12 protein-coding genes are annotated in these 13,627 nt (G+C 66.1%); 6 read left to right on the forward strand and 6 right to left on the reverse strand.

The window, feature by feature from the left end; translation table 11 throughout:
• Window positions 1-56 precede the first annotated feature (56 nt).
• The 6 genes from ubiE to rfaE2 all read left to right on the forward strand — a co-directional run bounded on the left by ubiE (window position 57) and on the right by rfaE2 (window position 5,986).
• On the forward strand, window positions 57-833 hold the full coding sequence (gene ubiE / locus DVB37_RS02120) for a bifunctional demethylmenaquinone methyltransferase/2-methoxy-6-polyprenyl-1,4-benzoquinol methylase UbiE (RefSeq protein ID WP_046807660.1): 777 nt from the start codon (window positions 57-59) through the stop codon (window positions 831-833).
• Between the two features lie 177 nt (window positions 834-1,010).
• A complete protein-coding gene (locus DVB37_RS02125) occupies window positions 1,011-2,012 on the forward strand; it encodes a Tim44 domain-containing protein (protein WP_046807659.1) in 1,002 nt (333 codons plus the stop codon).
• Window positions 2,013-2,199: 187 nt separating this feature from the next.
• A complete protein-coding gene (locus DVB37_RS02130; RefSeq protein WP_120153647.1) occupies window positions 2,200-2,838 on the forward strand; it encodes an SCP2 domain-containing protein in 639 nt (212 codons plus the stop codon).
• 3 nt (window positions 2,839-2,841) lie between these two features.
• Complete coding sequence (gene ubiB / locus DVB37_RS02135) at window positions 2,842-4,395, forward strand: ubiquinone biosynthesis regulatory protein kinase UbiB (RefSeq protein ID WP_046807657.1); 1,554 nt, start codon at window positions 2,842-2,844, stop codon at window positions 4,393-4,395.
• A 182-nt stretch (window positions 4,396-4,577) separates the two neighbouring features.
• Window positions 4,578-5,456 (forward strand): ferritin-like domain-containing protein, encoded by an 879-nt coding sequence (locus DVB37_RS02140; protein WP_046807656.1) that lies wholly within the window; start codon window positions 4,578-4,580, stop codon window positions 5,454-5,456.
• Between the two features lie 41 nt (window positions 5,457-5,497).
• Complete coding sequence (gene rfaE2, locus DVB37_RS02145) at window positions 5,498-5,986, forward strand: D-glycero-beta-D-manno-heptose 1-phosphate adenylyltransferase (RefSeq protein WP_120153649.1); 489 nt, start codon at window positions 5,498-5,500, stop codon at window positions 5,984-5,986.
• Window positions 5,987-6,118: 132 nt separating this feature from the next.
• Here the strand turns inward: rfaE2 and DVB37_RS02150 are convergent, their stop codons facing one another.
• The 6 genes from DVB37_RS02150 to DVB37_RS02175 form a co-directional block, all read right to left on the reverse strand.
• Window positions 6,119-7,450: a TolC family outer membrane protein gene (locus DVB37_RS02150; RefSeq protein ID WP_046807654.1), complete on the reverse strand. Its 1,332-nt coding sequence runs from the start codon at window positions 7,448-7,450 to the stop codon at window positions 6,119-6,121.
• A 79-nt stretch (window positions 7,451-7,529) separates the two neighbouring features.
• Window positions 7,530-8,210 carry a protein-L-isoaspartate O-methyltransferase gene (locus tag DVB37_RS02155; protein ID WP_046807653.1) on the reverse strand — a complete coding sequence of 227 codons (681 nt, stop codon included), beginning with the start codon at window positions 8,208-8,210 and terminating at the stop codon, window positions 7,530-7,532.
• 180 nt (window positions 8,211-8,390) lie between these two features.
• Entirely contained in the window at window positions 8,391-9,233 is an 843-nt protein-coding gene (thiD, locus tag DVB37_RS02160) for a bifunctional hydroxymethylpyrimidine kinase/phosphomethylpyrimidine kinase (RefSeq protein ID WP_120153651.1), read from the reverse strand.
• A complete protein-coding gene (locus DVB37_RS02165; protein WP_046807651.1) occupies window positions 9,230-10,039 on the reverse strand; it encodes a thiazole synthase in 810 nt (269 codons plus the stop codon). The genes thiD and DVB37_RS02165 overlap by 4 nt, the downstream gene beginning before the upstream one ends.
• A gap of 257 nt (window positions 10,040-10,296) precedes the next feature.
• Window positions 10,297-11,250 (reverse strand): cobalamin-binding protein, encoded by a 954-nt coding sequence (locus DVB37_RS02170; RefSeq protein WP_162941146.1) that lies wholly within the window; start codon window positions 11,248-11,250, stop codon window positions 10,297-10,299.
• Window positions 11,251-11,407: 157 nt separating this feature from the next.
• The gene (locus DVB37_RS02175; protein ID WP_120153653.1) at window positions 11,408-13,447 is read right to left on the reverse strand and encodes a TonB-dependent receptor; all 2,040 of its coding nucleotides are present in this window, start codon (window positions 13,445-13,447) and stop codon (window positions 11,408-11,410) included.
• Window positions 13,448-13,627: the final 180 nt, after the last annotated feature.

Consider the following 13,627-nt stretch of genomic DNA (forward strand, 5'->3'; position numbering starts at 1 on the left):
GCGCCGCCGCTGGGGGCCGATAGGCTACCATTGCCACGATATATCGGGAATTCACCATGCAAAACCCCTCCGAATCGCAACATTCCGCGCAGGACAACGCCCAGTCCACGCATTTTGGCTTTCAAACGGTGCCTGAAGGCGAAAAGGCCCGCAAGGTTGCCGAAGTCTTCCATTCGGTTGCCCAGCGCTACGACGTCATGAACGATTTCATGTCGGCCGGCCTGCACCGGGTCTGGAAAGCCTTCACCATTGGCCGCGCCGCCATCCGCCCCGGCATGAAGGTGCTGGATATCGCGGGCGGCACGGGCGACCTGGCCAAGGCCTTCGCCAAGCGCGCCGGCCCCACCGGCGAAGTCTGGCTGACCGACATCAACGATTCCATGCTGCGCGTGGGTCGCGACCGCATGACCGACGCGGGCCTGTTGCTGCCCACCGCCGTCTGCGACGCCGAGCGCCTGCCGTTTCCCACCGGTTATTTCGACCGCGTCAGCGTGGCCTTCGGCCTGCGCAACATGACGCATAAAGACCGCGCGCTGGCTGAAATGGCCCGCGTGCTCAAGCCGGGCGGCAAGCTGCTGGTGCTGGAATTCTCGCGCGTAGCCAAGCCCTTGGCCCCCGCCTATGACTGGTACTCCTTCAATGTGCTGCCCTGGCTGGGCAAGAAGGTCGCCAAGGACGAGGCCAGCTACCGCTACCTGGCCGAATCCATCCGCATGCATCCCGACCAGGAAACGCTGGCCGACATGCTGCGCAGCGCCGGGCTGGAACGGGTGCAGTACTTCAACCTGACCGCCGGCATCGCCGCCCTGCACGAGGGCGTGCGCCTGGGCTAAGCCCGGCGTGTCGATCGGATGATTTGTCCCCCCACGGGGAACTTGTGGGGCGGCATCTTGTCCGTTATTCTTACGACATTCAGATTACTGTAAGAAAAGTCGCGAATAGGTCCCGCTGTCCGTGGGACTCCTTGCTGCTCGGGGCAGCGGGGGCGCGAGTACGAGGGAGCTAACTCTATGACCAAATTCTGTCTTTCGCGGTTTGTCGCCGCAGCGCTCATCGCCGTTTCCGGCGCGGCGTTGGTGACGGCATCGTTTGATGCCGAAGCCCGTCGTGCGGGTGGCGGCAGCAGCGTCGGCCGCCAATCCTCCAATGTGACCCAGCAGCGCCAGGCCACCACGCCGCCGGCCGCCGCCAACAACACGGCCGGCGCCACCGCCGCCCCGGCAGCCGCCGGTGCAGCCACGGCCGGTGCCGCGGGCGCCGCCGCCAAGAGCGGCGCGTCGCGCTGGCTTGGCCCCATCGCCGGCATCGCCGCCGGCCTGGGTATCGCCGCCTTGTTGTCCAGCATGGGCCTGTCGGGCGCGTTCGCCGAATTCCTCGGTTCCGCGCTGCTGATCGCCGCTGTCGTGTTCGCCGTCATGTTCATCATCCGCCGCCTCCGTGGCGCGGGTCCGCGTACGGCAACGCAAGGCGCGTTCAATGGCGCCAACAACGCACCCGGCCAGCAACAGCAGCCGATGTGGCGTGAAGCGCTCAAGCCCACCGCCGCCGCCGCTCCGGCCGCTGCCGCTGCCGCCCCGGTGGCGCCTCCGGCCGTGCTGCCCAAGGCCGGCGAGGACAACAACTGGTTCGTGCCGGGTGATTTCGACACGCCCGCTTTCCTGAAGCAGGCCAAGGAGCAGTTCGTGCGCATCCAGGCCGTGTGGGACAGCGGCAGCACCGATGGCCTGCGCGACTTCCTGACCGATGACCTGATCACCGAGCTCAAGCCGCAACTGGCCGAGCGCGGTGCAGCGCCCAACAAGACCGAAGTGGTCTTGCTGAACGCCGAAATGCTGGGTATCGAAACCGTGTCCGACGGCCACCTGGCCAGCGTGCGCTTCTCCGGCATGCTGCGCGAGGCACCGGGCGCCGAAGCCTTCCGCTTCGAAGAAGTCTGGAACCTGTTCAAGCCCGCCAATGGCGGCTGGCTCTTGGCCGGCATTCAACAGATCCCCGTGGATCTGGCCAGCTAAACGCTGTTTGATCGGGGCTGACTCTGTCCTCCGTTGCCGGATGCCCCAGGGCATCCACTCGAACCGGCCCTAGAAGGGCCGGTTTTTCCTTGTCCCGTTGTACTAAACGCGGTCCCATCTAACCCGTTACACTCCCGATTTAGCCACTAATTGCGGCAAGCCCTGCCCCGGGGTGTTGCACACCGTCATGTTGCCTTTTTCCTTCTTGCCCACGCCCTCTCGAATGGCTGTCAGTGCGCTCAACGCCCTGTTGAGGCGCGAAGAATGGGCGCGCGAGCGCCTGGCGCGGCACGCCGGCAAGACGGTGCGTTTTGCGCTGGGTGGCTTCACGCTGGGCCTGACGATCGATAGCGAAGGGCTGGCGTCCCAGGCCGACCCCGCCGTGGTGCCGGATGTGACGCTGACGGTGGCGCCTGAAAAGCTGCCCCTGCCGCGTTTGGGCGCTGACCGTGAAACGCCCGATTTCGCGCAGGCCACGCATATTTCGGGCGACGCCGCGCTGGCCCAGGTCGTAGCCGACCTTGCCAAGCAGCTGCGCTTCGATCCCGAAGACGCCCTGGCCCGCGTGGTGGGCGATATCGCCGCACTGCGCATCGTGGGCGGCGCCCGCTCGGCGGCCGATGGCGCGCGTCACGCCGGCAAGCGCCTGGCGGAAAACGTGTCTGAATACCTGGCTGAAGAAAGCGGCGTACTGGTGGGCCGCCCGGCGCTGGAGCAATGGCGCCTGGATCTGGCCGAGCTCACCGCCAGCGCCGACGCGTTGGCGCGTTCGGCCACCGCCCTGCAAACCCGTCTGGCGTCCGCCAGTGCAAAGCGGGGCGCCTGATATATGTTTCCCCTGCTGCGCCTTATTCGCATCATCGTCGTATCGCTGCGTTATGGCCTGGACGAACTGGTCCTGTCCAGCCTGAATCATCCGCTGGCCACCTGCCTGCTGCGCGTCATCCGCCTGGGCACCCGCCCGCGCCAGCCGCGTGGGCAACGCCTGCGCCTGGCGCTGGAATCCCTGGGCCCCATCTTCGTGAAGTTTGGCCAGGTGCTGTCCACGCGCCGCGACCTGATCCCGGCGGATATCGCCAACGAACTGGCCTTGCTGCAAGACCGCGTGCCGCCGTTCCCGTCCGCGCAGGCCGCGGCCTGCATCGAGGCCGCGCTGGGCGCGCCGCCTGAAAAGCTGTTCGCGCAGTTCGACGTGGACCCGGTCGCGTCCGCCTCCATCGCCCAGGTGCACTTTGCCGTGCTGCACGACGGCCGCGAGGTCGCCGTGAAAGTGCTGCGCCCGGGCATGCTGGGCATCATCGAAAAAGACCTGTCGCTGCTCAAGATCGTGGCGCGCATCATCGAGCGCCTGGGCGCCGATGGCCGCCGCCTGAAGCCGCGCGAAGTCGTGGCCGAATTCGACAAGTACCTGCACGACGAGCTGGACCTGGTGCGCGAAGCGTCCAATTGCAGCCAGCTGCGCCGCAATTTCGGCCCGGAATCGGGCCGCGGCGACATGCTGATCGTGCCCGAAGTGATCTGGGAATACACGGCGTCCACCGTGTTCACCATGCAGCGCATGTACGGCATGCCGGTGGGCCAGGTGGAACGCATGCGCGAGGCCGGGATCGACATCCCGACCCTGGCGCGCACCGGCGTGGAAATCTTCTTCACGCAGGTCTTCACCGACGGCTTTTTCCACGCCGACATGCACCCGGGCAACATCTACGTGTCGGATCGCCCCGACACGCTGGGTAGCTATATCGCGCTGGACTTCGGCATCGTCGGGTCGTTGTCCGAATTCGACAAGAACTATCTGGCGCAGAATTTCCTGGCCTTCTTCCACCGCGATTACCGCCGCGTGGCGCAGTTGCACATCGAGTCCGGCTGGGTGCCGGCCGACACGCGCGAAGAAGAACTGGAAGGCGCGGTGCGCGCCGTCTGCGAACCGTACTTTGACCGGCCGTTGTCCGAAATATCGCTGGGGCAGGTTCTGCTCCGCCTGTTCCAGACGTCGCGCCGGTTCAATGTCGAGATCCAGCCGCAGCTGGTGCTGCTGCAAAAGACGTTGCTGAACGTCGAGGGATTGGGCCGCCAGCTCGATCCCGACCTGGATCTCTGGAAGACCGCCAAGCCCTATCTGGAACGTTGGATGCGCCAGCGTGTCGGATTCAAGGGGCTGCGTCAAAGCCTGGAAAAAGAAGCCGTGCAGTGGTCGCAAATGCTGCCCGCTTTACCCAGGCTGGTCCATGACCACCTGAGCCGCCCGAACGTCTCGCCCGCGCTGCTGGCGGAGATGATTCACCTGCGGCGTGCCCAGGAACAGAACAACCGGCTGGTTGCAGCGCTGGTTGGGGTGTTGGCTCTTGCGATCGGGGTCGCAATCTGGGCCTTGACCCGATAGGCGGCGCGATGGTCTAGACGAACTCTGTCATGTTTCATTCATGAAACGGTCATCATAGCTTCGCGGGAAACGGCGAAAAATAGCGCTGCGGTGGATGAAAGCAGCGTCACTCGCCGGAAAGACGCGCGCGCCATTCATTAATTTCTATCGCCCCACAAGCGGGACGAATACAAGGGCAGACCATGCTTTATCCTGAACTCTTCAAGACCATGGAAGCCGTGCGCTGGAACATGGCGCACGACATCCCCTGGGGAGATTTCGATCGCAGCAAGCTCTCTGACGAGCAAGCGCAAACGATCAAAATGAACGCCATCACCGAATGGGCGGCGCTGCCCGCCACGGAGATGTTCCTGCGCGACAACCGCGGGGACAGCGACTTCTGCGCATTCATGTCGGTGTGGTTCTTTGAAGAGCAAAAGCACTCGTTGGTGTTGATCGAATACCTGCGCCGCTTCCGGCCCGACCTGGTGCCCACCGAAGAAGAGCTGCACAACGTGCGCTTTGAATTCGACGCGGCGCCCGAGCTGGAAACGCTGATGCTGCATTTCTGCGGCGAAATCCGCTTGAACCACTGGTATCGTCGCGCTGCCGAATGGCACACCGAGCCGGTCATCAAGGCCATCTACAAGACCGTGGCGCAGGACGAAGCCCGCCATGCCGGCGCGTACCTGCAATACATGCGCCGCGCGCTGCACGACCGTGGCCAGGACACCAGCGAGCAAGCCCGCCTGGCGTTCTCGAAGATCGGCGTGCTGATGGCGTCGGCCGGGCGCACGCAGCAGGCGCTGCACCCGACCAACCTGCACGTCAACAAAGACCTGTTCCCCAACGACACGGTGCAGTCGCGCCTGCCTGAGCCGGGCTGGCTTGAGCACTGGCTGGACACGCAGATCCGCTTTGACGGCATCTGGGAACAGAAGGTGGCCAGCCGCATTCTGCACATCCTGTCCAAGCTGATGGATCGCAGCTTTGAAACGGTGAAGGACCTGAACCGCTACCGCAAGGAAATGACGGCGCTGGTCGTACCGAAGGAAAAGCAGATCATCCTGGGCGGCGCCTGAGCGCTACTTTCGGGCGGTGGGCGCGCGGATATAATCGCCGCATGTCCGCCGCCCGTTTTGAATCCAAAGTCCTGTCCCGCGACGAATGCATCGCCGCCGTTGCCGCCGGCCGCCTGCCCAGGCCGCTGGTGTTCACCAACGGGGTCTTCGACATCCTGCATCGTGGCCATGCCACGTATCTGGACCAAGCCGCGCAGTTGGGCGCGACCTTGGTGGTGGCGGTGAACACCGATGAATCGGTGCGCCGCCTGGGCAAGGGCGCCGAGCGCCCGCTGAACCGCATGGAAGACCGCGCCGCGCTGCTGGCCGCGCTGGGCTGTGTGACCGTGGTCACGTCGTTTCACGAAGACACGCCCGAAGCGCTGATCGGCCAGATCAAGCCCGACTTGATCGTCAAGGGCGGCGATTACGACATGGAAACGTTGCCGGAAACGGCCCTGGTCAAAAGCTGGGGCGGTCGCGCCGTGGCCATTCCTTTCGAATTCCAGCGGTCCACGACGGCGCTGGTGAAAAAGATCCAGGGCGGCTGAAGCCAAGGGGCGTTGAGCCTATGCAGGGCATGAAAAAAGGCGGCTTGTGCAAGCCGCCTTTTTTGTCCGTAGCCCGTAGCCCGTAGCCCATCCCACCGCATCCAAGCCCGATCCCCAGCCCGATCCCCCGCCTCAGCGCGGTTCCCGCAGCAGCCTGTTGATGGCTTCCAGATCCGTTTCCGCCAGGATGCCGCTGGTGGCCTTTAGCCGCAGCCCCGACAGCACCGTGCTGTAGCGGGCCAGCGCCAGATCGCGCTGCGTCGCGTACAACTGCTGCTGCGCATTGAGCACGTCCAGATTGATCCGCACGCCGACTTCGTAGCCGGTGCGGTTGGCCTCGACGGCGGCGCGGCTGGATTTTTCGCCGGCTTCCAGCGCCTGGATGCGGGCCAGTCCGCTGGTGACGCCCGTGTAGTACTGGCGCGCGGCCTGGATGGCCTGGCGGCGCGCGGTTTCGAAGTCGTGACGGGCCTTTTGTTCCAGCTGCACCTTCTCGGTCACCTGGGACGACACACCGCCACCGGAATACAGCGGAATGGACAGCACCACGCCCACCGTGTTGTCGATGGGCTTGCCCGGCGCCGCGTTACGCATGATGGCGTCGCTGGCGCTGCCGCTGGTGGCGCGCAGGTTCAGGGTGGGATAGTGGCCGCTCTTGGCGATCTGGATTTCGCGGCCGGCGATGCGGGTCAGCAACTGCGCGCGCAGCACGTCCAGGCTGGACGACTCGGCTTGCGTGCTCCAGTCGTTCACGCGGGCCGGCTGTGGCGACGGCAGTTGCACGCCGTAGGGCAGTTCGGCCAGCGCGCCGGGCGCCGTGCCGATGATCTTGGCCAGTTCGTCGCGGCGCACGTCCAGATCGTTTTGCAGACGCAATTCCTGTGCGACCACCAGGTCGTAGCGCGCCTGCGCTTCATAGGTGTCGGTGACGGTGGAGTTGCCCAACTCGAAATTGCGCTTGGCCGACTCAAGCTGACCCGCCACGGCTGCCTTCTCGGCCTCGGTCGCGGTCAGCGCGTCTTGCGCGTACAGCACGTTGAAATAGGCGTCCGCCACGCGCAGCAGCAGGTCTTGATAGGCCTGCTGCAACTGCACTTCGACATCGGCCACAATCAGCTTGGACTGCTCGTAGTTTTGCCACCGACCCCAATCGAACAGCGGCTGCGTCAGCGCCAGATCCCAGACGCCGCGGCCGCCGCTGTAGGCCACGCCCAGGCCGCGCGTGCTGCGGGTTTCCTGGTACGCGCCGCCGGCTTCGGCCGAAATGAGCGGCAGCAGCAGCGAGCGGGCTTGCGGTTCTTTTTCCAGCCCGGCGCGATAGTTGGCGCGGGCGGCGGCATAGGTGGGGTCATTGCCCAGGGCGGCTTGCCAGACCTGGATCAGGTTCTGCGCAAATGCGGGCAACGGGCCGACGCTTGCGGCGGCGGTAAAAACCAGTAAAGCCGTAAGCAATCGGACGCGCATGATTTTCAACGATACGCCGGGCCGCCCCAGGGTGCCCAGGCCCCGATGCGGGGCTGGCACGGGGCGGCGGGGATAGGGTTTAGAACTTGAACTGGGATACCGCGACGCCGCGCAGCGGCTTGATCACGGTTTCAAACAGGTTCACCGTTTCAAAGCTGGCGGCGGTGGTGCGGGTGATGCGACAGGCCGTCATGACGGGGGCTTGGCCCACGATCACGACCAGACGGCCGCCCACGCGCAACTGGTACTTGAGCGCGTCCGGCACGACGGGCACCGAACCCGTGACCAGGATGGCGTCGTATTCGGTCGAGCCCCAGCCGTTGCGGGCGTCGCCGGTTTCGACCTTGACGTTGGTGACGTTGTTCATTTGCAGGTTCTGCTGCGCGAACGTCACCAGGCGGCTGTCGATTTCAACCGAGGTCACCTGTTGGGCCAGATAGCCCAGCAGCGCGGCCTGGTAGCCCGAACCGGTGCCGATTTCCAGCACGCAGTCGGATTTGGTCAATTGCAGGTCTTGCGCCAGACGCGCTTCGACCTTGGGGGCGAGCATGGTCTGGCGGGTGTTGACCGCATTGATTTCAAGCGGGAGTTCCAGGTCGGAAAACGCCAAGGCGCGCAGGGCCGGCGGAACGAATTGTTCGCGGCGCACATCGAACAGCGCTTGCAGCACGTTGGCGTCCAGGACGTCCCACGGGCGGATCTGCTGTTCCACCATATTGAAGCGGGCTTGTTCTACGTCGGGCAGGGTCGAAGCGTTCATGACGGTCAGGAAAAAACAGAGGAATCAGGCGGCCATTGTACCGATTCGTAGCGTCCTGTGACGGCGCTCGGGCCAAGCAGGCGTTTCAGCCCGGGTGACGATGCCTGAAACGACCGCGGCGCTTCGAAAAGCGCCGCGATAATCCGCAACCCCTGCTTGCATGGCGGGGCGCCGGGCCTGCTACCACCAGGCGTGAAAGTGGTGGACCGGCCCGTGGCCCGATCCTACCGACAGCCGTTCGGCGTGGCGGATCGCTTCGGTCAGGTAGGCCTTGGCGCGGCGCGCGGCCTCTGGTGCGTCCCCGATTTGGGGCAGCAAGGCCGCCAGCGCGGCCGACAAGGTGCAGCCGGTGCCGTGGGTGTTGGCCGTTTCGATGCGGTGGCCGGGCAGTTCGATCATGCGGTCGCCGTCGTGCAGGAGGTCGATGGTTTCGTTGCCGGGCAGATGGCCGCCCTTGACCAGCACCCAGCGTTCGCCCGAGTGCGCCAGCTTGTTGCGCAGGCGTTCGGCCACGCGCCGCATTTCCTTGACGGTTTCCACTGGCCGCTCTTCCAGCAGCACGCCGGCTTCGGGCAGGTTGGGCGTCAGCATCGTGCACTGCGGCAGCAGCGCCTCGCGCATGGCGCCCACGGCATCGTTCTCCAGCAGCAGGTCGCCGCTTTTTGCCACCATGACCGGGTCCAGCACCACGTGCGCCGGGGTCCACTTGGCCAGCTTTTCGGCCACCATTTCAATCACCGGGTACTGGCCCAGCATGCCGATCTTGACGGCGTCGATGCGCACGTCGGTGAACAGCGTGTCGATCTGCAAGCCCACGAAGGCGGGCGGCACGGCCGAGATGCCGGTGACGCCCTGGGTGTTCTGCGCGGTCAGCGCCGCGATGACGGCGCAACCGTACGCGCCCAGCGCGCTCATGGCCTTGACGTCGGCCAGGATGCCGGCGCCGCCGGAGGGGTCGACGCCCGCGATGGTCAACGCGTTGGGAATGGGACGGGCGTTGCCGTCCTGTTGGCGCGAGCTCATTTCTGCGCGCCCGGGCCGCCGGTGATCAGCCCTTCGGTGGGCGAGCTGGGCGCGCCGCTGTACAGCTTCTTGGGCATGCGGCCGGCCAGGAAGGCCTCGCGGCCGGCTTCCACGCCCTTCTTCATGGCGCTGGCCATCAGGATCGGGTCTTGCGCGGCGGCGATGGCGGTGTTCATCAGCACGGCGTCGCAGCCCAGTTCCATGGCGATGGCGGCATCGGACGCAGTGCCCACGCCGGCGTCCACCACGACCGGCACGCGGGCCTGGTCGATGATCAGGCGCAGGTTCCAGGGGTTCAGGATGCCCATGCCCGAGCCGATCAGGGACGCCAACGGCATCACCGCCACGGCGCCCATGTCTTCCAGCATGCGGCACTGGATGGGGTCGTCGGTGCAATAGACCATGACCTTGAAGCCGTCGTCGACCAGGGTCTTGGTGGCCTTCAGGGTTTCCGGCATGTTGGGGAACAGCGTGTGCGGGTCGCCCAGCACTTCCAGCTTGACCAGGTCATGGCCGTCCAGCAGCTCGCGCGCCAGGCGCAGCGTGCGCACGGCGTCGTCGGCGCTGTAGCAGCCGGCCGTGTTGGGCAGCAGCGTGAATTTCGACGGCGGGACGTAGTCCAGCAGGTTCGGTTCACCGGCGTTCTGGCCGATGTTGGTGCGGCGGATGGCAACGGTGACGATTTCCGTGCCGCTGGCATCCAGCGCCGCGCGGGTCTGTTCGAAGTCTTTGTACTTGCCGGTGCCGACAAGCAGGCGCGACGAATAGGCGCGCCCGGCGATGGTGAGAGTGTCTTGTGTGGTCATGGCGGTGTTTCAAAGGGCGGGTGCGCGCAGCGATACCCGCGGGAGGCTGACTGAAAGGCTTTCGCGAATGATAAAGCACGATGTCGCGCCGCATGCGGAAGTCCCTGGGAAGCCGCGTTCCGTTTTTCAAGGATTGCGGCAATTGCCAAGAACGGATCAGCAAGAAGGGATTGCCAAGAAGGGATCGCCAAGAAGGGATCAGCAAGAAAGGATCAGCAAAGAACGGATCAGCAAGGAACGGATCAGCAAAGAACGGATCAGCGCAGCCGGTCCAGATCGGCGCAGATGGCCTCGGCCGCGTCGATCAGGCGCGGGCCCGGCCGATACAGCGCGTCGGCATCCACGCCGTACACATGCCCCAGGCGGGCGGCGGGTAGCCCCAGCGCCTGCCACGCGGCCAGGTTGCGGGCGGTGTCTTCAGGCCGGCTCACGCCTGCCAGCACGGCCTCGGGCCGCGCGGCCAGCACGCCTTCCAGGCTGACCTGCGGGGCCACGACGGGCGCCTGGCCAAAGACGTTGACGCCGCCGCAGATGCGCAGCGCGTCGCTGACGATGCTGCTGTCGTTCAAGGTGTAGATCGGGTCCAGCCCGGCCTGGACGAAGACGCGCACCGGGCGGCGTCCAGCGTAGCGCGCGGTCAGGGCGGCCAGGCGCGCGCGCAGTTGCGCGGCGGCCGGTCCGGCTTGCGCCTGGGTGCCGAACAACACGCCCATGCGTTCCACGGCGTCGGGAATGGCGGCCAGCGTCAAGGGGTCGCTGTAGAACACCGGCACGCCCAGCTTGTCCAGGACGCGCACGACAGGTTGCGCGGCGCTGGGTTGCCAGGCGATCAGCAGGTCGGGGCGGACGGCGGCCACGCGCTCGGCGTCGGGCTGCGTGCCGTCGCCGATCACGGGCACCTGGCGCGCGGCCGGGGGGTAGTCGCTGCCGCGGATGGTGGCGGCCAGATAGTCGCCCGCGCCGGCCGCGAATACCAGTTCGGTCGCATGCGGCGCCAGCGTGATGGCGCGGCGCGCGGGCGCGGCCAGCGCCACGGCGCGGCCCTTGTCGTCCTGCGTGTGGATGGCGGTGCCGGCGGGCGTTGCGGCCGGGGTAGCGGCCGGGGTACTGGCCAAGGGTGCGGACGACGTTGCGGCCGAGAGTACGGCCGACGTTGCGGCCGAGGATGCGGCGGAGGATGCGGCGGAGGATGCGACCGACGTTGCGGCCATGGTCGTCGCCGAAGCCAGCAGGGCGCCCTGGGCCAGCATAAGGCCCAGGGACCGCTTCAGGGACCGCCCCGGGCAGGGGCGGGTCAATGCGCGTGCGAACGTCATGCAAGAGCCGATAAGGTCAGCGAAGAACGCCGACTATATCGGATGTCCGCCATCAATAGCGCAGCGTGAGCGAGGCGTAGAAATTGCGGCCCGGCGCCGGGTACAGGTTGTAGTTGGCAACCGGCCCCAGCATTTCGAACGACGCATTGCCGCCGCGTATGCCGTAGGTGGCGTACTGGCGATCAAAGATGTTGTTCACGCCGATGGCGCCTTCGACGTTGCGCGTGAACTTGTACGCGACCTTCGTGTTGAACAGCACGTAGGCATCCAGTTCCTTGTCGAATTGGTTGGCCTGGTCGTTGTCCATGCGCGATTTGCCCACATACTGCGCCGACACGTTCCACAGGAACGCATCGGTGGGGCGCCACGTCACGCCCGCATTGGCCAGCCACTTGGGCGCCAGCGGCACGGTCTTGCCGGCCAGGTCCACGCCCGCGTAGTTGCCCGAGCGGAACTGCGCTTCCATCCAGGTCAGGTTGGCATCCAGCGTGACGCTACTGGACACGGCGGTACGGCCTTCCAGTTCGATGCCTTGGCGGCGGGTCGGGTCCAGGTTGGTGTTGGCGCCGGTGCCCGGGCCCCACATGCCGTCGGCCAGCGGGTTGTACTGGATTTCGTTGGTCAGGTCATAGCGGAAGTACGACAGGCGGGCGCTGCTGGCGGCGCCTTGCCACGTCACGCCGATTTCCTTGTCGGTGGACGTTTGCGCGGCCAGCGGGCTTTGCACCGACTGCAGTTCGTCGGCGTTGGGCAGGCGGAAGCTGCGGCCGACCTTGCCGTACAGGCCGAAGCCGGCGGACAGGTCCTGGCGCACGCCCAGCTGCCAGGCGGTCAGGTGGTTGCTGCGATCCGACGGGGTGCCCGAACCGCTGAGCACTTCCAGGTCGTCCGACGCGTACTGACGGCGCACGCCGGCCGTGACCGTGGTGCTGTCGGTGGCGCGGAACAGGCCTTCGGCGAACAGGCCGTACTGGTGCTGGCGCGACTGCCACTTGGACGGTTCGAAGTCGTAGTAGGCGTTCTGGTTGGCGGTGGTCTTGGATTCTTGCGCGTCGGCGCCGAACACCAGGCTGTGGCCGCCGTTGATCGGCAGGCGATAGCGCACGCTGGCGATGTTCTCTTCCAGCTTCTGGTCGCGCAGCGTGTCGCCAAAGCCGTCATACGTCAGGCCGTTCAGCTTCTTTTCGCGGGTGGACAGGTCGGCGTACAAGGTGCCCACGCCAATGGCCTGCTCGACTTGCAGGCCGAAGGTGGTGGACGTGGTCTTGACGAAGTCCACATCGTTCTTCGCGCCGCGCGGGTCGTCCTGGAATTCGTTCACGCCGGTCGACGGGCTGATCAGGCGCGGGCCGGGCAACTCCAGCTTTTGCGTGGTGGTGCGGCCGTACAGCCGGATCGAGCCGTTGTCGTGGCGCAGCGTGATGCCGCCGCCGCCACCTTCGCGGCGCTCGCCGCTGTGGTCGCGGTAGCCGTCGGTGTGCAGCGATTGCAGGTAGGCGTCAACGCCCACCTTCTGGTTGTTCATGGCGACGGCCGCGTCGTACTGGCGCAGGCCATAGCTGCCGAACGTGGCGGTGGCGCGGGCGGTGACCGGTTCTTTCGAGAAATCGGACCGGGTAATGATGTTGATCACGCCGCCGGTCGTGCCGCCGCCGTATTGCACCGAACCGCTGCCGCGCACGATTTCAATGCGGTCCACCTGGTCCAGCGGCACCACGCCCAGGCTGGGGGCCGACAGGTCGTTGGTGTTCTGCTTGACGCCGTCGATCATGATCAGCGTGTTGCTGGCGCCTGTGATGCCGAAGCCGCGCAGGTCGACAATCGCGTTGTCGCTGGAGCTGCTGGTGTTGATCAGGTTGACGCCGGCCTGCGTCGACAGCAGGTCCTGCATGGTGCGCGCGCTGCTGGCGGCGATGTCCTGGGCGGTGATCACCGAAATCGATATTGGCAGCGTGCGGCCGTCGGTCGGCACGCGCTGGGCGGTCACGATGACCGGGTCGAGTTCGGAGGGGGCAGCTTGCTGGGCGGCGGCGATGGCCGGAGCGGAACAGAGCAGGGCGCCGGCGTAACGCCGGATAGAGCGGGCTTTCATCTACATAACCTCGATGCGACCCGCGACCCCGCAGGCCAATCACGATGGAAGGACGTCCGCGCGCCACGGCGCACCAGGCTGGCCTGGCGGCGGCGACGGACTTCCTGACGAGCGAACTGGCCGGTATCGGGCTGCCATGGGCTTGAAAAGCGCATGGGGACCGTTGCGGGGGCAGCACAG

The organism is Achromobacter sp. B7, assembly GCF_003600685.1.
In the GTDB taxonomy this organism is placed as follows: domain Bacteria; phylum Pseudomonadota; class Gammaproteobacteria; order Burkholderiales; family Burkholderiaceae_B; genus Achromobacter; species Achromobacter spanius_B.